This window comes from Knoellia sp. LjRoot47 (genome assembly GCF_964253435.1).
GTDB lineage: Bacteria > Actinomycetota > Actinomycetes > Actinomycetales > Dermatophilaceae > Knoellia.
Genome location: NZ_CAXUQS020000001.1, coordinates 1,675,100 through 1,692,963 on the forward strand (window position 1 = coordinate 1,675,100; position 17,864 = coordinate 1,692,963).

Annotated in this window: 17 protein-coding genes; 6 read left to right on the forward strand and 11 right to left on the reverse strand. The window is 70.2% G+C overall.

Annotation, left to right across the window (positions count from 1 at the left end; genetic code table 11):
- Positions 1 to 77 precede the first annotated feature (77 nt).
- Positions 78 to 704: a DUF47 domain-containing protein gene (locus ACSQ11_RS08205; RefSeq protein ID WP_436004647.1), complete on the forward strand. Its 627-nt coding sequence runs from the start codon at positions 78 to 80 to the stop codon at positions 702 to 704.
- Between the two features lie 5 nt (positions 705 to 709).
- The gene (locus ACSQ11_RS08210; protein ID WP_436004648.1) at positions 710 to 1,714 is read left to right on the forward strand and encodes an anion permease; all 1,005 of its coding nucleotides are present in this window, start codon (positions 710 to 712) and stop codon (positions 1,712 to 1,714) included.
- Between the two features lie 130 nt (positions 1,715 to 1,844).
- Here ACSQ11_RS08210 and pstB read toward each other — a convergent pair whose 3' ends face one another.
- The 7 genes from pstB to ACSQ11_RS08245 form a co-directional block, all read right to left on the reverse strand.
- The gene (gene pstB / locus ACSQ11_RS08215) at positions 1,845 to 2,621 is read right to left on the reverse strand and encodes a phosphate ABC transporter ATP-binding protein PstB (RefSeq protein ID WP_436004649.1); all 777 of its coding nucleotides are present in this window, start codon (positions 2,619 to 2,621) and stop codon (positions 1,845 to 1,847) included.
- Between the two features lie 67 nt (positions 2,622 to 2,688).
- Positions 2,689 to 3,615, reverse strand: coding sequence for a phosphate ABC transporter permease PstA (gene pstA / locus ACSQ11_RS08220; RefSeq protein ID WP_436004650.1), 927 nt, complete (start codon positions 3,613 to 3,615; stop codon positions 2,689 to 2,691).
- A complete protein-coding gene (pstC, locus tag ACSQ11_RS08225) occupies positions 3,612 to 4,625 on the reverse strand; it encodes a phosphate ABC transporter permease subunit PstC (protein ID WP_436004651.1) in 1,014 nt (337 codons plus the stop codon). The genes pstA and pstC overlap by 4 nt, the downstream gene beginning before the upstream one ends.
- A gap of 144 nt (positions 4,626 to 4,769) precedes the next feature.
- A complete protein-coding gene (gene pstS, locus ACSQ11_RS08230) occupies positions 4,770 to 5,891 on the reverse strand; it encodes a phosphate ABC transporter substrate-binding protein PstS (RefSeq protein ID WP_436004652.1) in 1,122 nt (373 codons plus the stop codon).
- Positions 5,892 to 6,070: 179 nt separating this feature from the next.
- Positions 6,071 to 6,979, reverse strand: a complete 909-nt coding sequence (locus ACSQ11_RS08235; protein ID WP_436004653.1) for an NUDIX hydrolase — start codon at positions 6,977 to 6,979, stop codon at positions 6,071 to 6,073.
- A 53-nt stretch (positions 6,980 to 7,032) separates the two neighbouring features.
- Positions 7,033 to 9,357: an RNA degradosome polyphosphate kinase gene (locus tag ACSQ11_RS08240; RefSeq protein WP_436004654.1), complete on the reverse strand. Its 2,325-nt coding sequence runs from the start codon at positions 9,355 to 9,357 to the stop codon at positions 7,033 to 7,035.
- A gap of 69 nt (positions 9,358 to 9,426) precedes the next feature.
- Positions 9,427 to 10,143 carry an aspartate/glutamate racemase family protein gene (locus ACSQ11_RS08245; RefSeq protein ID WP_436004655.1) on the reverse strand — a complete coding sequence of 239 codons (717 nt, stop codon included), beginning with the start codon at positions 10,141 to 10,143 and terminating at the stop codon, positions 9,427 to 9,429.
- Positions 10,144 to 10,241: 98 nt separating this feature from the next.
- Here ACSQ11_RS08245 and ACSQ11_RS08250 point away from each other — a divergent pair, with 98 nt between their 5' ends.
- Positions 10,242 to 11,468: a lipid II:glycine glycyltransferase FemX gene (locus ACSQ11_RS08250; protein WP_436004656.1), complete on the forward strand. Its 1,227-nt coding sequence runs from the start codon at positions 10,242 to 10,244 to the stop codon at positions 11,466 to 11,468.
- Positions 11,469 to 11,481: 13 nt separating this feature from the next.
- On the forward strand, positions 11,482 to 12,810 hold the full coding sequence (locus ACSQ11_RS08255; RefSeq protein WP_436004657.1) for a hypothetical protein: 1,329 nt from the start codon (positions 11,482 to 11,484) through the stop codon (positions 12,808 to 12,810).
- 16 nt (positions 12,811 to 12,826) lie between these two features.
- Here the strand turns inward: ACSQ11_RS08255 and murJ are convergent, their stop codons facing one another.
- Genes murJ through ACSQ11_RS08270 form a run of 3 tightly spaced genes read right to left on the reverse strand, consistent with a single transcriptional unit; the run spans position 12,827 to position 16,182 of the window.
- Positions 12,827 to 14,521, reverse strand: a complete 1,695-nt coding sequence (murJ, locus tag ACSQ11_RS08260; RefSeq protein WP_436004658.1) for a murein biosynthesis integral membrane protein MurJ — start codon at positions 14,519 to 14,521, stop codon at positions 12,827 to 12,829.
- 39 nt (positions 14,522 to 14,560) lie between these two features.
- The gene (gene mshD / locus ACSQ11_RS08265) at positions 14,561 to 15,475 is read right to left on the reverse strand and encodes a mycothiol synthase (protein ID WP_436004659.1); all 915 of its coding nucleotides are present in this window, start codon (positions 15,473 to 15,475) and stop codon (positions 14,561 to 14,563) included.
- Positions 15,472 to 16,182 carry a response regulator transcription factor gene (locus ACSQ11_RS08270; protein WP_436004660.1) on the reverse strand — a complete coding sequence of 237 codons (711 nt, stop codon included), beginning with the start codon at positions 16,180 to 16,182 and terminating at the stop codon, positions 15,472 to 15,474. The genes mshD and ACSQ11_RS08270 overlap by 4 nt, the downstream gene beginning before the upstream one ends.
- 20 nt (positions 16,183 to 16,202) lie before the next feature.
- Here ACSQ11_RS08270 and ACSQ11_RS08275 point away from each other — a divergent pair, with 20 nt between their 5' ends.
- Together ACSQ11_RS08275 and ACSQ11_RS08280 are read left to right on the forward strand one after the other, a co-directional pair.
- Entirely contained in the window at positions 16,203 to 16,475 is a 273-nt protein-coding gene (locus tag ACSQ11_RS08275) for a MoaD/ThiS family protein (RefSeq protein ID WP_436004661.1), read from the forward strand.
- A 16-nt stretch (positions 16,476 to 16,491) separates the two neighbouring features.
- Positions 16,492 to 17,331: a hypothetical protein gene (locus ACSQ11_RS08280; RefSeq protein ID WP_436004662.1), complete on the forward strand. Its 840-nt coding sequence runs from the start codon at positions 16,492 to 16,494 to the stop codon at positions 17,329 to 17,331.
- A 118-nt stretch (positions 17,332 to 17,449) separates the two neighbouring features.
- On the opposite strand, the gene ACSQ11_RS08285 is transcribed toward ACSQ11_RS08280, so the two are convergent.
- A complete protein-coding gene (locus ACSQ11_RS08285; RefSeq protein ID WP_436004663.1) occupies positions 17,450 to 17,842 on the reverse strand; it encodes a DsrE family protein in 393 nt (130 codons plus the stop codon).
- Between the last annotated feature and the right edge of the window lie 22 nt (positions 17,843 to 17,864).

Genomic DNA, 17,864 nt, shown 5'->3' on the forward strand with positions numbered 1-17,864 from the left:
CGCCGATGACGTGGTTCTGGCCGGGAGGCCGTAGCCTTGTCCGCGACCGTTGACCTCGAGCCTTTCGGAGCACTCACGTGGGCTTCCGCCTGACCCCCCAGGACACCGGGTTCTACGACCTGTTCTCCCAGTCCGCCGCACACCTCATCGAGGGTGCTGCCGAGCTCACCGCCATCCTCGGCGCCCAGAGCCAGGATGAGCGCGAGGCCATCGCCAAGCGCATGGACGAGGTGGAGACGTCGGCCGACGAGTCCACGCACGAGCTCATCCGCAAGGTGAACTCCTCGTTCATCACGCCGTTCGACCGTGAGGACATCCACGGCCTGGCCAGCGCGCTCGACGACTGCGTCGACCACATGGACGCCGCCGCCGACCTCGTCGCGCTCTATCGCATCGACACCTTCCCCAAGGGCGTCGTCAAGCAGGTCGAGATCCTGTCGCGCATGGCCGAGGTCACCGTCGAGGCGATGCCCAAGCTGCGTTCGATGAAGGACCTCAGCTCCTTCTGGATCGAGATCAACCGCCTCGAGAACTCCGCCGACAAGGCCTACCGCCGCATGCTGGCCGAGCTCTTCAACGCCGAGGGCGCCGACGCCATCACGGTGATGAAGCACAAGGAGCTCATCGACGAGCTCGAGGCCGCGGCGGATGCCTTCGAGACCGTGGCCCACAAAATCGAGAGCATCGCCGTCAAGGAGTCCTGACCACCGTGGACAGCTGGATCCCGGTGGCCCTCGTCGTCGCACTGGCGATGGGCTTCAACTACACCAACGGCTTCCACGACGCCGCGAACGCGATCGCGACGTCGGTGTCGACCCGTGCCCTCACGCCGCGCATCGCGCTGGGCATGGCCGCCATCGCCAACCTCGTCGGCGCGTTCCTCGGCACCAAGGTCGCCAAGACCGTCGGCAGCGGCATCATCGACGCGCCCGCCGGCAAGGTCGGCCTGACGATCTGTGCCGCCGCCCTCGTCGGCGCCATCGCCTGGAATCTCCTCACGTGGTGGTTCGGCCTGCCGTCGTCGTCGTCGCACGCCCTCATCGGTGGCCTGGGTGGCGCCGCGATCGCCGCGTCCACGACGGTGCACTGGGCCAAGGTCCTCGAGAAGGTCATCCTCCCGATGGTCGCCTCGCCCGTCGTCGGCCTCGTCGTCGGCTTCCTCGTCATGACGGCGATCCTGTGGCTGTTCCGCAGGGGTCACCCGGGCAAGGTCAACCGCGGCTTCCGCTACGCCCAGACCGTCTCGGCCGCCGCCATGGCGTTCGGGCACGGCATGCAGGACGCGGCCAAGACCGCCGGTGTCGTCGTGCTCGCCCTCACGGTCGGTGGCTTCCACACGAGCGGGAACGACACCATCCCCCTCTGGGTGCTCGTCATGAGCGCCGTGGTCATCTCCCTCGGCACGTATGCCGGTGGGTGGCGGATCATGCGCACGCTCGGCCGCCGGATCATCCACCTCGACCCGCCCCAGGGCTTCGCGGCGGAGACGACGGCCGCTGCCGTGCTGTACGTCGCCACTGCCACCGGTGCGCCGATCTCGACGACCCACGCCATCACCTCGGCGATCATGGGCGTCGGCTCGACGAAGTCGGTCAAGGCCGTCCGGTGGGGTGTGGCCAAGAACATCGTCGGCGCGTGGATCTTCACCTTCCCCGGCGCCGGCATCGTCGCCGCCCTGTCGTACCTCCTGCTCAAGCTCGTCATCGGCCTCTGACCCCCCGAGGCCTCTGACCCCCAGAGGGCTCTGACACGTCGAGACGAGCACCTCGTGGCCAGACGAGCACTCCTACCTGCTCGTCTCGCCAAGAGCTGCTCGTCTCGAGCGTCGGGCCCGCGTCCCCGGCTCAGCCGAACCGGCCGGAGATGTAGTCCTCGGTGGCCTTCTGCGTCGGGTTGCTGAAGATGCGCTGCGTGTCGTCGACCTCGACGAGACGGCCGGGCTGACCCGTGGCCTTGAGGTTGAAGAACGCCGTCTGGTCCGAGACGCGCGCCGCCTGCTGCATGTTGTGCGTGACGATGACGACCGTGTACTGGGACTTGAGCTCGTTGATGAGGTCCTCGATGGCCAGCGTCGAGATCGGGTCGAGCGCCGAGCACGGCTCGTCCATGAGGAGCACCTGCGGGTCGACGGCGATGGCGCGGGCGATGCAGAGTCGCTGCTGCTGGCCACCGGAGAGGCCGGCGCCGGGCTTGTCGAGCCGGTCCTTGACCTCGTTCCAGAGGTTGGCGCCCTTGAGCGAGCGCTCGACGACCTCGTCGAGCTGCTTCTTGTTCTTCATGCCGTTGAGCTTGAGGCCGGCGGCGACGTTGTCGCGGATCGACATCGTCGGGAACGGGTTCGGCCGCTGGAACACCATGCCGACGGTGCGACGCACGGCCACCGGGTCCATCGAGGAGGCGTAGAGGTCCTGGTCGTCGAGCGTGACCTTGCCGTCGACGCGGCCACCGGGGATCACCTCGTGCATGCGGTTGAGGGTGCGCAGGACGGTCGACTTGCCGCAGCCGGACGGGCCGATGAAGGCGGTGACGGAGCGGGGCTCGACGGTCAGCGTGACACCCTCGACGGCCTTGAAGTCGCCGTAGTAGATGTCGAGGTCCTTGACGTCAATGCGCTTGGCCATGGGTGCTGTCGTTTCTCTCTGTTCGGGTGAGGAAAAGTCGTGGGTATGCCGTGTGCTCGGCGGAGCGTCAGCTCTTCACCTTGCTGAACCGGCCGATGAAGCGGCCGAGGATGTTGAGCAGGAAGATGATGAGGATGAGGGTGAGGGCGGCGCCCCAGACGCGGTCCAGCGCCGGCTGCAGGGTCTGGTCGCGGTCCTGGTTGATCATCGTGGGCAGCGTGCCCATGAGGCCGCCGAAGAGGTCGGTCGCGATGACCTTGGTGTAGGGCGCGAGGATGAGCAGCGGGGCCGTCTCGCCCATGACCCGGGCGAGGCCGAGCAGGATGCCGGTGACGATGCCCGAGAACGACGTCGGGATGACGATCTTCATGATCGTCTTCCACTTCGGCACGCCGAGCGCGTAGGACGCCTCGCGCAGCTCGTTGGGGACGAGCTTGAGCATCTCCTCGGTGGAGCGGACCACCGTCGGGATCATGAGCATCGTCAGCGCGAAGCAGACCGCGATGGGCAGGCGCTGGAAGCCGAAGGTCGTGACCCACACGGCATAGATGAAGAGGCCGGCGACGATCGACGGGATGCCCGTGAGGATGTCGACCATGAACGACACGACCCGCGCGAGGCGGCCGCGGCCGTACTCGACGAGGTAGACCGCGGTGAGGACGCCGATCGGCACCGAGATGAGGGCCGTGACGAACGCCTGGATGAGCGTGCCCTGGATCGCGTGGACGGCGCCGCCACCCTCGCGGCGGGCGGTGATGCCGGCCTGGGACTTGCCCCACCAGTCGGCCTCGAGCAGCATGTGGCCGCCCTTGACCAGGGTGGAGCCGAGGATCCAGACGAGGGGGATGAGGGCGATGACGAAGGCCGTCCACATGAGGACCCGGGCGAGCTGGTCCTTGAAGGCCCGTCCGCCCGAGCGACCGCCGAAGTCGTCGGCCGGCGGGGTGATGCCAGCGGGGGGTGCCGTCTCGTCGACGGTGCTCACGGTGCTCATTCGGTGAAGGCCTTCCGGCGATCGATGACGACCCGGGCCGCCGCATTGACGATGAAGGTGAGGATGAACAGCACGAGTCCGGCGGCGATGTAGGCGCCGGTCTTCTGCGCCGAGTCGAACTCGTTGGCCGCGAGCGCGATCTTGGAGGCGAACGTCGCACCGCCGTTGAAGATCGTCGTCCGGAACGCGTCGCTGGAGTTGAGGCCGGAGAGCAGGATCGTCACGGCGAGGGTCTCGCCGAGCGCGCGCCCGAGGCCGAGCATCGCCGCCGAGATGATGCCCGGCTTGCCGAAGGGGAGGACGGCGGTGCGGATCATCTCCCACTTCGTCGCGCCCAGGGCGAGTGCGGCCTCCTTGTGGGCCGTCGGCACCTGGGTGAAGACCTCGCGCGAGATCGCCGTGATGATCGGCAGGATCATGATGGCGAGGATGACCCCGGCGAAGGCCAGGGTGCTCTTCGCGCTCGGGGTGCCGGTGTACTCGAAGAACGGCAGCCAGCCCAGGACGCTGTCGACGAGCTTGGCGACCGGCTCGAAGTACTGCCCGGCCACCTGCAGGCCCCAGAAGCCGTAGACGATCGAGGGCACCGCGGCGAGCAGGTCGACGAGGGTGGCGGCGGGCTTGCTCAGCCACGTCGGGGCGTACTGGGTGATGAAGAGCGCCACCGCGACTCCGAGCGGCACGGCGATGACCATGGCGATGAGCGAGGTCGCGACCGTCGCCCAGAGCAGGTCGACGATGCCGAACCTCGGCTCGGCCCCGGCGGGCTCCCACTCGCGCGAGGTGAGGAAGTTGACGTTGTTGTTCATCAGCGACGGCACGGCCTGCGCGATGAGGAAGACGCCGACGAGGGTGACGAGAGCGATGACGAAGATGCCCGAACCCGTGGCGAGACCGCCGAAGATGCGGTCGCCGAGCCGGCCGGTGCTGGCCCGGTCGGCCTCGAGCGGTGGGCGACCGTCGCCGCTGGGTAGCTCGTCGATCGCGCTGTGACCGGTGATCGATGACACGAGGTCGGATCCTCTCAGGGGCTGTGCAGGGGTGCTGTACGCGGTGCTGGTGCGGCAGGGCTGTGGAACCGGGTCGAGGGGGCGGGACCGGAGCGGCCCCACCCCCTCAGTCGACCAGATGGTCGACGCGTCCGGAAGACGCGGTCAGCTGATCGCCTCGATGGCGGCCTCGACCTTGGTCTGGACCTCGGCGGGCAGCGGCGCGTAGCCGACCTCCTCGATGACCTTCTGCGCGTCCTCGGAGGCGAAGAACTTGAGGAACGCCTTGATGTTCTTCTGCTTCTCGGCGTCCTTGCCCTTCGAGCAGACGATCTCGTAGGTCACCAGGTTGATCGGGTAGGCCCCGGCCTCCTTCGTGGCGTAGTCGAGCTTGAGCGCCAGGTCGTTGCCGGTGCCCGTCTGCTTCGCGGTGGCGACGGCCTTGCCGACCGACTCGCTGTTGAGCTCGACGGCGCCGGCGCCGTTGTCGATCTGGGCGACACCGAGGCTGGCCTCCTTGGCGTAGCTCCACTCGACGTAGGTGATGCCACCGTCGGTGCTCTTGACGCCCTCGGTCACACCGGAGGACTTCTCCTTGCCCTCGCCCTTGCCGGTCCACTTCTTGGAGGGCTCGCCGGCCCAGTTGGCGGCGGAGGCGGCCTTGAGGTACTTGGTGAAGTTCTCGGTCGTGCCCGACTCGTCGGAGCGGAAGAAGACCTTGATGTCGGTCGCCGGGAGGGTGACGCCGGAGTTCACGGCGGCGATCTTCGGGTCGTTCCACGTGGTGATGACACCCGAGAAGATGTCGCCGGCGACGGCCGGGGTCAGGGTGAGCTTGTCGACGCCCTTGACGTTGTAGGCGACGGCGATGGGGCCGGTGACCATGGGGATGTTCCAGGCGGGGGAGCCGCAGGCGGCCTCGGCGTCCTTGGACTCGATCTTGCCATCCTTCTCCTCGGTCTTGAGCGAGGAGTCCGAGCCGGCGAAGTCGACCTGGCCGCCGATGAACTGCTTGATGCCGGCGCCGGAGCCGGTCGGGTTGTAGTTGATCGTCGCGCCGGTGCACTTCTCGCTGAACGCGGCGGAGACCTCCTCGAACGCGTTCTTCTGGGCGGAGGAGCCCTCGGCGTTGAGCGTGCCGTCGAAGCAGTCGCTGCTCGACGAGGCGCTGGCGGTGCTGTCAGCCGCAGCGGAGTCGCCGCTGTTGTCGTCGGAGCCGCAGCCGGCCAGGGCGATGGAACCGACAAGGGCGAGGGAAGCCATCGCACCGAGACGCTGAATCTTCACTGTGTGTACCTCTCACAAGGACAAGGATCGGGGCCGGACGTGGTGTACCGACACCAGTGAAGGTAGGGACGGCTCATGACCGCTCGGCCCGTCCGGGGTGAACGACGCGTGAACGGCATTCGGCCATTGGTCGTCGCGCTGTTCAAGCGGGAGTCAGGGCCGGGACGCCACCGGAGCGCTCAGGGGAGGTGGCGCTCCACCGCGACGATGCGGGCGTCGGCGCCGACGCCCGCGACGTGGCACACGAGCGCCTCGCCCTTGACGAGGTTGTCGTCACGCGCCTCGACGAACCGCTCGAGCATCGCGACCGCGTCGCCCCCGTCGAGGTGCAGCCGCCGGGTCAGGACCTCGAGCACGGCGGGCATGACCGGGCCGTGCGTGCACACGGCGGAGGGTTCGCCGCGCTCGAGCAGCTTCTCGACGAGCTCACCTGCCCTCTCGGGCTCGGCCTCGTGCCCTTCCTCGGACAACCCCTCACGCGAGCGCGGCTCGTGACCGGACTCCACGGCATACGGGGCGATCGTGTCGCGACACCGCACGGAGGGTGAGGTGAGGAGGCGAGTGATCCCGTATGCCGCGAGCACCTGGACGAGGTCGGCCGCCCGTTGGGTGCCCCTGTCGTCGAGGGGGCGTTGCTGGTCGTCGGTCGACCACGACGAGCGGGGGATCGACTTGGCGTGCCGGACGACGACGAGCGGCCAGGTCGCCAGCGTGCCCTCTCCGTGGGCCCGGACGAGCGCGCGGAGCTGGTCGCGGTCGTGGGCGTAGTCGAGCCGGACGTTGGCCTCTGCGACGTCGAGCCACTCGACCGCGTCGATCTCGTTCTCGAGGCGGCCGTGGCCACCGGTGACGGTGGAGGCCCAGTAGCGCACCACCTTGTCGCCGCGGGCGCCGGTCTTGGTGAGCACGAGGTAGCGGGCCTCCGGCAGGGGCGGTCCGAGGCGGACCTCGAGACCGGTCTCCTCGAAGGTCTCGCGCACGGCAGCGGTCGCCCAGTCCTCGCCCGGGTCGAGCTTGCCCTTGGCCCACGACCAGTCGTCGTAGCGAGGGCGGTGCACGAGGGCGACCTCGAGCACGCCCTTGCGCACCCGCCACGGCAGCGTGCCCGCCGCGGGGATGACCTCGGGTCGGTCCTGCGTGCTCAGCGCCGCCGGGCCTTGCGTCGGCGCTTCGCGTGCATCTCGATGAGGGTCTCCTGGATGTCCGGCAGCGGCGAGCCGTCGGAGTCGAGGTGACGCCGGCTCCACCGGCCGTCGGAGCTCAGGGCCCAGTGGGAGTAGTCCTCACTCATGCCCTTGGCCATGAGTGAGCGGAGGTCGTCGAGGTGGCGGGGGTCGGTGAGGCGCACGAGGCACTCGACGCGGCGGTCGAGGTTGCGGTGCATCATGTCGGCGCTGCCGATCCACGCCTCGAACTCGTCGCCGGTGCCGAAGAGGAACACCCGCGAGTGCTCGAGGAAGCGGCCGAGCACCGAGTGAACCGTGATCGTCTCGGACAGGCCCTCGACGCCGGGACGCAGGGCGGAGATGCCGCGGACCCAGACGTCGACCTTCACCCCGGCCATCGAGGCGCGGTAGAGCGCGTCGATGACCTGCTCGTCGACGATCGAGTTGACCTTGATGCCGATGTAGCCCGAGCCGGCCTTGCCGTGCTCGCGCTCGATCTGGGTGTCGATGCGCTCGATGAGCCCGGTGCGGACGGAGCGGGGGGCAACGAGCAGACGCTTGAACTTGCTGCGCGGCGCGACGCCGGAGAGCTGGTTGAACAGCCGGGTGAGGTCGTCGCCGACCTGCGGGTCGACGGTGAGCAGACCGAAGTCCTCGTAGAGGCGGGCGGTCTTGGGGTTGTAGTTGCCGGTGCCGATGTGGCAGTAGCGGCGCAGTCCGTCCTCCTCCTGCCGGACGACGAGGCTGAGCTTGCTGTGCGTCTTGAGCCCGACGATGCCGTAGACGACGTGCACCCCCGCGCGCTCGAGCTTGCGGGCCCACGAGATGTTGTTCTGCTCGTCGAACCGGGCCTTGATCTCGACGACGGCGAGCACCTGCTTGCCGCTGTCGGCGGCGTCGATGAGGGCGTCGATGATCGGGGAGTCGCCGCTCGTGCGATAGAGCGTCTGCTTGATGGCGAGCACGTTGGGGTCGGCCGCCGCCTGCTCGATGAACGCCTGCACCGACGTGGAGAACGAGTCGTAGGGGTGCTGGAGCAGGACATCCTGCTTGCGGATGCTCGCGAAGAGGTCGCGGGCCTTGGCGCTCTCGGTCGGCGCGAGGTCGCTGTTGGTGCGGGCGACGAACGCCGGGTAGTGCAGGTCGGAGCGCTCGAGGTCGGCGATGATGTTGAGGCCGCGCAGGTCCAGCGGGGCCGGTAGCCGGTAGACCTCGGCGGCGGTGACCCCGAGCTCGCGCACGAGCAGGTCCATGACGTGGTCGTCCATGTCCTCGTCGACCTCGAGCCGCACCGGTGGGCCGAACCGGCGCCGGGTCAGCTCCTTCTCGAGCGCCGCGAGGAGGTTCTCGGCGTCGTCCTCCTCGACCTCCAGGTCCTCGTTGCGGGTGACCCGGAACGTGTAGTGCTCGTGCACCTCCATGCCGGGGAAGAGCTGGTCGAGGTGGGCGGCCATGACGTCCTCGAGCGGCACGAAGCGCACGTCGTAGACGTCGGCCGAGCCGCCGGACTCACCGACGCGCAGCAGGCGCGGCAGCAGCGGCGGCACCTTGACCCGGGCGAAGTGCTCCTTGCCGGTCTTGGGGTTGATGAGGAGCACGGCGAGGTTGAGCGAGAGGCCGGAGATGTAGGGGAAGGGGTGCGCCGGGTCGACGGCCAGCGGGGTGAGGACCGGGAAGACGCGGTCGGTGAACAGCTGTCCCAGCTGCTCCTGCTCGGCCCCGGAGAGCTCGTCCCAGCGAACGACCTGGATCCCCTCGTCCTCGAGCGCGGGCTGGACGAGGTCGTCGTAGACGCGGGCCTGCATCGCGAGCAGCTCGTGGCTCACGACCGAGATCTGCTCGAGGACCTCGCGCGGCTCGAGACCCGAGGCGGAGCGGACGGCGAGGCCGGTGGCGATGCGACGCTTGAGTCCGGCGACGCGGACCATGAAGAACTCGTCGAGGTTGGACGTGAAGATCGCGAGGAAGCGGGCCCGCTCGAGCAGCGGGACGTTCTCGTCGGCGGCGAGCTGGAGGACGCGCTCGTTGAACTGCAGCCACGAGATCTCGCGGTCGAGGAACCGGTCCGCGGGCAGCCCCTTCGAGTCGTCGGCTCCGCCGGTGCGCACGAAGCGGCCGTTGGACGCGCGTGGCTGGGTGCCCCGGGCCTCCGCGGCGGAGGCGCTCGCGATCGAGACCTCGTTGACGAAGCCGGCCGGGTCGAGGGCCTCGGCATCGGCGTCACGCACGTCGGCGACGGCCTGGGACGTCCCGGAGGCGCCGTCGACGTCGGGGGCGGAGGGCTTCGTCGACGTCGTCATGGCCTCATCGTGGCAGGTCGAGGTGAACGGCGGACGACACCGATCGCGCAGGGGTCCGCCGTCCCATGGTCAGCGCAGCCGTCCGCCGGCCATGGTCACGGTGCGGGCGGCGAGCGCGTCGAGCGAGTCGACGACGTCGGGCTGCTCGACCCGCAGGTCCGTCTTGAGGATCGACAGCTCGGTGCAGGCAAGCATCACGGCACCGGCGCCCTTGGTGCGCAGGTGCTGGACCGCCGCGTCGAATCGGGAGCGCTCGACCGGCATACCCGCCTTGACCCCGTCGTAGATCATCGACATGACGTCCTTCTGGACGACGTCGTCGGGAACGACCGGAGCGATCCCGGCGGCCAGGGCCGCGCGGTGGTAGGTCTCCGCCTTGAGCGTGCCGTCGGTCGCGAGGATGCCGACGCTCGTGAGCCCGGGGACGGCGGCGACGGCAGCGGCGACGGTCTCGTCGACGATGCTCAGGACGGGGATCTCGACGGCCGACGCGATCTCGTCCTGGAAGGCGACCGCGGTGTTGCACGGCACCGCGATGAACCTCGCGCCGGCCCGCTCGAGCTGGCGGGCGTCGTCGGCCATGACCGGTCCCGGGTTCTCGTCGCTGTCGCCGAGCAGGTATGCCGTCCGGTCCGGGATGCTCGCGTGGTTCCACACGAGCATGTCGAGGTGGTCCTGGTCGCGGGAGGCGTCGGTGAGGTCGAGGACGCGCTGCATGAAGTAGACGGTGGCCATCGGCCCGATCCCGCCGAGGATGCCGACTGGTTCGTTGCGTTCGTTGCGCACCCGTCGAGCCTAACCCCGACCGGCAAGGTCTCCCGGGAGCGGATTGCCTGGCCGATAGACTCCGACGCGACCCCTGACCGGCTTGACCTAGGAGCTCCGTGGCACTGGCCGCCCTCGACCTCACCGACCGCGAGCACGACGACTTCGTCCGTGACCACCCCAACGGTCACCTCATGCAGACGACGCCGTGGGGCCGCGAGAAGGAGCACACCGGCTGGACCTGGCGCACCGTCGCCGTCGGTCGCAAGGGCACTGGCGCCGACGGCGAACGTGAGGTCACCGGTGCCGCGCTCATCCTCTTCCGGCGCACCCCCGTGCTGCCGCTGGCGCTGGCCTACTGCCCGCGCGGGTTCGTCGTCGACTGGTCCGACAGCGAGAGCGTCGACGCCCTGCTCGCCGAGGTGACCCGCGTCGCGAAGGCCAACCGAGGCGTCCTGCTCCGCCTCGATCCGGCTGTCCGCATCGACGACCCGACGGTCCGACCCGCGCTGGAGTCGCGCGGCTTCACCCGCACCGACCCGGGCGAGGACGCCGCCAAGACGCTCGCCCAGCCGGCGCTGCGCATGGTCACCGACATCAGCGACCTCGACCGCCTCGAGAAGGAGCTGTCGCAGGGCACCCGCCAGTCGATCCGCAAGGGCGAGAAGTCGGGCCTGGTCTACGAGTCGGCCGGGCGCGACGGCATCGACGCCTTCTACGAGCTCATGCGGGTCACCGGTGAGCGCGACGGCTTCGGCATCCGCAGCAAGGACTACTTCACGACCCTCGTCGACGTCCTCTCGCCGACCGACGACATCGTCGTCTCCCTCGTCAAGCTCGACCACGGCGCCGCGGCCGCGTCGGCGCGCAAGGCCGTCGAGGACACCCGCGCCCAGCTCGAGAAGGCGCAGGCCAAGCGCGAGAAGTACCCCTCCGACAAGGCCGACCGTCAGGTCGCGCAGCTCGAGGAGCAGATCGCCAAGAAGGAGGAGTCGATCCCCGGCTTCGAGGCTGCCCACGCGCAGCACCCCGACGGCGAGTACCTCGCCGGGTCGATCTTCGCCACCTGTGGCAGCCGCGGCTCGTACCTCTACGCCGCGTCGTCCAACGAGCACCGCAACCTGCGCCCGAACTACCTCATGGTCTGGCGGATCATGCAGGACGCGGCGGCCAAGGGAGTGACGACCTTCGACTTCGGCGGCATCGACGCCTCCGAGGGCCTCGAGGAGTTCAAGCGCCAGTGGAACCCCGAACGACGCGAGTATGCCGGTGAGTTCACCAAGAGTCTCCGTCCCCTCGCGGGGCGGCTCATCGACCTCGTCGTCCGCGTCTACAAGCGCCGCTGAGGAGCGAGTTCCCTTGTCGCAGAGCACTGCTCGTCCCACGTCCTACGGGTCGATCGCGGACCAGCCGTTCGTCCCCGTGATCGTCGGGGCGCACGTCGGCGGCTACTCGCTCGTGCGCGCCTTCCACGAGGCCTACGGCGTGAAGTCCCTCGTCGTCACGGGTGCGACCTCGTGGGTGGTCGAGAACTCCGCGATCCTCGAGGTCGTCCACTGCTCCGACGCCCACGACCCCGACGTGCTGACGACGACGCTGGCCGGCGCACCCTTCGACGGACTCCCGCAGCCCAAGATCCTCCTCGCCACCTCCGACTCGCTCGTCGACGTCATCGCCCTGATGCGCGACCGGCTCGACGACTCGTGGAAGGTGCCGTACGCCAGCGACGAGTCGTTGGCGCGCGCCACCCGCAAGCACACCTTCGAGGAGGCGGCGCAGGCAGCGGGAGTGACAACCCCCGCGACGACGTTCGTCGACCTGGGCGACCCGGCATACGACGTCGTGGCAGCGGAGCTGCCGAGCGAGGGCTACCCGCTCATCGTCAAGCCGACCGCCCCGGCGGCGTGGAACGCCGTGACGTTCGACGGCCAGGCCAAGGTGCACACCGTCGCGACACGGGACGAGCTGCGCGACCTCATCGGGCGGGTGCAGGCGTCGGGCTACCGCGAGACGCTCATCGTCCAGGACATGATCCCCGGCGACGACACGGGCATGCGGATCCTCACCTGCTACTGCGACCGGGACTCCCGCGTCCGGTTCGCGAGCTATGGGCGCACGCTCATCGAGGAGCACGCGCCCGGCCTGCTCGGGGTGCCGGCCGCGATCCTCACCGGCCAGAACCGCGAGATCGTCGACGAGGCCGTGCGGCTGCTCGCCGAGCTCGAGTGGGTCGGCTACGCGAACTTCGACCTCAAGTACGACCCCCGTGACGGGACGACGAAGTTCCTCGAGCTCAACCCGCGCCTCGGGCGCTCGAACTACTACGTCACCGGGACCGGCTTCAACCCGGTGACCTGGTACGTCGACGAGTACGTCCACGACACCCTGCCCGACGAGTTCGAGCTCGTCGAGGCCGACACCGAGACGGTCTACTCCGTCGTGCCGGTGCGCACGATCAGGTGGGCCATCGCCCGCCACCCCGACCTGTGGGCGCGCACGAAGCGGGTCATCAAGGCCGGTGGGCTGCGCAACCCGCTGCACTACCGCGCCGAGAAGCACCCGGTGCGGTGGGCCAAGATCCTCGCGGCGGGCGTGAGCTACGACCGCAAGTTCCACCAGTACTACGACCCCGAGGCGGCGTTCCACCCCCGCGGCGAGCCCGCCGACAGCGACCTGCCCCGCCGCTGAGCAGCTCTGCGGCGGGTCAGCGGCCGATCGGCAGGCGGCGCACGATCGGGGCGAGCATGTCGTCGACCTCGCGGATCCGCAGCAGCTTGGAGAGCAGGAGGAACACGACGCCGAGCACGAGCCCGCCCACGGCGAGGGCCACGGCGTGTGCGGCGAGCGAGCTCGCCGGGTCGTAGACCAGCGTCGACACGGCCCACCCGGCGATGCCCGCGAGCGTCGAGGCCAGCGCCAGCCGCAGCCACAGGCGCGTGACCGCACCCATCCCGAGCCCGTCGAGCTGGCGGCGGGCGACGACGAGGAACGCTGCCGCCGAGACGATGTTGGCGATCGAGGCGCCGGCGGCCACGGTGGCGACGACGTACTCGGGGGACGCCATCCAGTACGCCACCCCGGCTCCGACCAGGTTGACCGCCGTCATGAGGGCGACGAGCCAGAAGTTCATCCACCCGTCGCCGCGTGCGAAGCAGTAGCGCTGCTTGAGCGCGGTGATCCCGAACGGCATGAGACCCACCGCCATGATCGCGAGCACGAGCGCGATGCTGCCGGGCTCGTCGATGCCTCGGGCCGGGTCGTAGCGCGTGCCCCAGAACAACGTCTTGGCCATGGGCCGGCCCAGCGCGATGAACGCCGCGACGGCGGGCAGCAGCAGGACCGCGGGGCTCGTGAGCCCGCTGACGACCCGGCGCCGCAGCTCGGCGAGGTCGCCGGTCTCGTGCGCGCGCGACATGGCGGGGAAGAGCGCCGTGACGATGGAGGTCGTGATGATCGAGTGGGGAAGGATGTAGAGGCTGTAGGCGTAGGCCTGCACGGCGTTGCCCGCGACGGCTGGTCCGTCGACGGCCCGGGGTGACATCACGGCGGTGCTGACGAAGCCGTAGAGCTGGGAGATGAGGAGCGCCGCGACGGTCCAGCCGGTCATCCGCGACATGTCGCCGAAGCCGTAGCCGCGCCACCCGAACCGCGGGCGGAAGCGGAAGCCGGACTTCCACAGCGGCCACATGAGGCTGACGCCCTGGATGATGATCCCGAGCGTCGTGCTGATCCCGAGGACGAGGATCATCTCGGTCGTCCACGGCGCGACGTCGGGCTGCTTGCCCCACTGCCAGATGAACCAGCCGAGTCCGGCGATCTGGATGACGTTGGCCCACGCCGGTGCCCACGCGAACGCGAGGAAGTTGCCGCGAGCCTGCAGGACCTGGCCGAGGACGGCATACAGGCCGTAGAAGAACAGCTGCGGCATGCAGATGTAGGCCATGAAGGTCGTGAGGTTGATGAAGGCCTGACCGGCGTCGTCCTTGGTCAGCCAGTCCACGATCCAGGGCGTCGCCGCCACCGAGAGGAGCGTCGCCCCACCGAGCACGAGCAGGCACAGGGTGATGAGCCGGTCGCTGAAGTCCTGCCCGCCGTCGCGGCGGAGCATGGCCTTGGTGAGCTGCGGGATGAGCAGGGCGGAGATGAGCCCGCCGTTGATGAGGACGAAGAGCTGCGTCGGCAGCGTGTTGGCGATGGTGAAGGAGTCGGCCGCCACGCCGGCACCGATCGCGGCCGTGAGCATCGCGGCGCGCACGAAGCCGAGGATGCGCGACCCGAAGGTGCCCAGGGCCATGACCGCGCTGTTGCGGGCGACGTCGTCGACCTTGGCGGCGATCGCCGGTGGTGCCGCAGCGCCCTCGGGGTCGGCTTCGGCGCCTTCGAGGCGTGGGTCGGACACGTGCTCTCCCTCGCGGGACGGTCGGTGGACCGCCACACTCTACGGCGCGGAGGAGTGACCGTAGACGACGTGCACGGCGGCGTCCTCGAACCCGGCGCGCCGGTAGGTCGCCAGCGCCCGCGTGTTGTCACCGTCGACGTAGAGCTCGATCGTCGTCACGCCCGAACGGGCGAGGTGTGCCGTGCCGAGTCCCGTGAGCGGTCCGGCCAGCCCACGTCCCTGGTATGCCGGGTGCACCCCGACGACATACACCTCGCCTGTGTCGGAGTCCGGCTCGCGCTTGGTCCAGTGGAACGCCGCCAGCGGGTGCGCGCCCCCGTCCTGGGTCACGGTGGTGTCCTCGACGAGGAGGAACCCGGCCGGGTCGAACCAGTCCTGGGCCATGCGCTCCTGCAGGTCCTCGAGCGTGATCGAGCCCTGCTCGGGGTGCGAGGCGAAGGCGAGCCGGTTGACGTCGAGCCAGGCCTGCTCGTCGCGCCCGGGCTCGAAGGCACGCACCGAGAAGCCCTCGGGCAGCTCGGGGTCCCCGTCGTCGCCGTCACGCACCGGCCGCTCCATGACGTGCAGCTCACGCGTCGAGACGAGCCCTTCGGACGTCGCCAGCGCCTGCGCTGCCGGCAGGTCCCCGTGTGCCCACACCCCCGACGCGCCGGCGTCGAGCACGGATCGGAGCAGCGCCCGACCCACGCCGTGTCGCCGTGACGGCGGGTCGACGACCAGCTCGGCCGACCCGGAGGCGTCGCGGGCGGCATACCCGGCAAGGGACTGACCGGAGTACGCGAGGGTGTGCGTGACCTCGCCACGTCCGGAGGTGAGGGCGAGCCGGAACGCCTCGGAGATGGCCTCGACACCGTCGGCCTCGGCCGCGCGTGCGGCCAGGGCCAGCACCTCGTCGGCGGAGGCGGCTGCTCCGTCGAGTGACGACGCGGTCTCGAGTCGCAGGTCCTCGCTCATGACGTCGCCGCCTCGGCCTCGTCGGGGAGGGCCTCCTCGGGCACGAAGCGGTAGCCGACGTTGCGGACGGTCCCGATGAGCGCCTCGTAGTCGGAGCCGAGCTTGGCCCGCAGCCGCCGCACGTGGACGTCGACCGTGCGCGTGCCGCCGAAGTAGTCGTAGCCCCAGACCTCCTGGAGCAGCTGGGCCCGGGTGAAGACCCGGCCCGGGTGCTGGGCGAGGTGCTTGAGGAGCTCGAACTCCTTGTAGGTGAGGTCGAGAGCCCGCCCGCGCAGCTTGACCGAGTACGTCGCCTCGTCGATGACGAGCACGCCGGCGGTGATCCGCACGTCGTCGGTGGACGGACCGTCCTCCTCGAGGGCGCGGGCGATGGCGAGCCGCAGCCGGGCCTCGACCTCGGCCGGGCCGGCGGTGTCGAGGAGCACGTCGTCGATGCCCCACTCGGGGGTGAGTCCGGCGAGACCACCCTCGGTGAGCACGGCGAACAGCGGCGCGGACAGCCCCGTCGTCCGGATGACCCGGCACAGCGAACGCGCCATCGCGAGCTCGCGGCGGGCGTCGACGAGGACGGCGTCGGCAGGCGGCGCGTCGATGAGGGCGGTGGCCTCGGCCGGGAGGATGCGAACATGGTGGCTGAGCAGGCCCAAGGCTGGCAGCACCTCGGCGCTCGGCGCCAAGGCGTTGGTCAGCAGCAGGAGGTGGGCCATCCAGCACAGAATAGGTGGACATGACCACGATCGACGGCGCTCACCGGGCCTTGAGACCGGTGACACTGCGCTACTGGGCCGGTGCCCGGGCGGCGGCAGGCGTGAGCGAGGAGACCCTCGAGGCCGGCCCGACCGTGGGTGACGTGCTCGACCGCGCCGTGGCTGCCCACCCCGACCTGCGCGACGTCGTCGCCGTCTGCTCGGTGCTGCTCGGCGGTCGGGCCGTCGGCCGCGAGACCGAGGTCGGCCCCGACGAGGTCCTCGAAGTGCTCCCGCCCTTCGCCGGGGGGTGATGGCAGGATGCCGACCGTGGAAGCGTCCGAGCCCGTGAGCGAGTCCCGCGCCGCGCGCCGGGCTGCCCGGGACGAGCGACGCCGCAACCCGGTCCTGCCGCCGATCGCGACCGAGCGGCGGGTCCCCGTCGTCATCGCGACCGCGGTGTTCGCGCTGCTCCTGGCGCTCGCCACCGCCGCCGACCACGCCCTCGGCGCTGCCGCGGTCGCTTGGCTCGGCCTCGCCCTCGCGTGGGGCTGGCCCGAGCTCCTCGGGTCCTCGAGCCGCTTCGGCTCGTCCTTCGCCATCGGCGTGGCCGGCGTCCTCGCCCCGGTGACCGTGGCGTTCACCCCGGACGACCCCTACCTGCGGCACGTCCCGGTCGTCGTCGCCGCCTCCGTGCTCACGATGTTCCTCCACCAGGTCATGCGCAAGGACGGGCGCCCGCGGCTCACCCAGTCGGTCGCCGTGAGCGCAGCGGGCATCGCTCTCGCGACGATCGGCGTCGCCTGGGTCCCGCTCGGCCGGACCTCCGGCGGTCCGGAGGTGGCCCTCGTCGTCGCCGTCGCCCTGGCCGTCTCGGCAGTCACCGACCTCGCCGCACCCATCGCCAGGGTGCGGCCGTGGATGGTGGCGATCGCCGGTGTCCTCGGCCTGCTCGCAGGCGGTGTCGCCGGGCTGCTCGTCGACGAGGTCGGCGTCCTCGCGGGCGCCGTGCTCGGGGTCGTCGCCGCGGGACTCGCCCACGTCATGCGACGCGCGCTGTGCGTGCTGACCCCGATCCGCGGCCTGCGGGGCCAGCTCACCTCGGCGGCGGCGGCGGTTCTCGTCACCGGTGTGCCGGTCGGCGTCCTCGCCACGATCTTCGTCGGCTGACGCACCCCTGACCCCACTGATTGCCCCGCCGCGAGACCTCGGCGTGGGGCAATCAGTGGGTGGTGCCTCGGCGTGGGGCAATCAGTCGGAGGTGGGCGGACGGCATACGCCGCCTTTGTCAGTAGACGATCGCCTGCGCGTCCGGTCGCAGGATCTCCTCGACGTAGGCCGCGGCGCCCCGGATCGTGGCCCCCTCCAGGAGGTCGTCGGGCCCGATCTCGCGACGGGCGGCGCACTGGCCGCAGACCGTGACGGTGGCCTCGGCGAGCAGGCCGTCGCGCAGCTCGTGCAGCGGAGCGCCGTGGGGGAGGGTGAGCTCCTCGGCCCGGCCCGGGACCGCCACCCACGTGGCGTCACCGGTGAGCCAGAGACTCACCTCGGCACCGGACGCCAGAGCGGTCGCTGCGACGGTGAGGCCCTGGTTGAGGCGCTCGAGGGCCTCGGCCCCGCAGGTGATCTTGACGACGAGCGGGCGGGTGGACGGCCGGGTGCCGGTCGAGGGCTGGGACATGGGTCCTCCTGAGGTCTGCGGC

Bases quoted from the DNA above. Each gene is read 5' to 3' on its own strand.
- mshD (WP_436004659.1), bottom strand. From the start codon at position 15,475: ATGAGCGAGGACCTGCGACTCGAGACCGCGTCGTCACTCGACGGAGCA.
- pstB (WP_436004649.1), bottom strand. From the start codon at position 2,621: ATGGCCAAGCGCATTGACGTCAAGGACCTCGACATCTACTACGGCGAC.
- ACSQ11_RS08270 (WP_436004660.1), bottom strand. From the start codon at position 16,182: ATGGCCCACCTCCTGCTGCTGACCAACGCCTTGGCGCCGAGCGCCGAG.
- pstA (WP_436004650.1), bottom strand. From the start codon at position 3,615: ATGAGCACCGTGAGCACCGTCGACGAGACGGCACCCCCCGCTGGCATC.
- ACSQ11_RS08275 (WP_436004661.1), top strand. From the start codon at position 16,203: ATGACCACGATCGACGGCGCTCACCGGGCCTTGAGACCGGTGACACTG.
- ACSQ11_RS08285 (WP_436004663.1), bottom strand. From the start codon at position 17,842: ATGTCCCAGCCCTCGACCGGCACCCGGCCGTCCACCCGCCCGCTCGTC.
- ACSQ11_RS08240 (WP_436004654.1), bottom strand. From the start codon at position 9,357: ATGACGACGTCGACGAAGCCCTCCGCCCCCGACGTCGACGGCGCCTCC.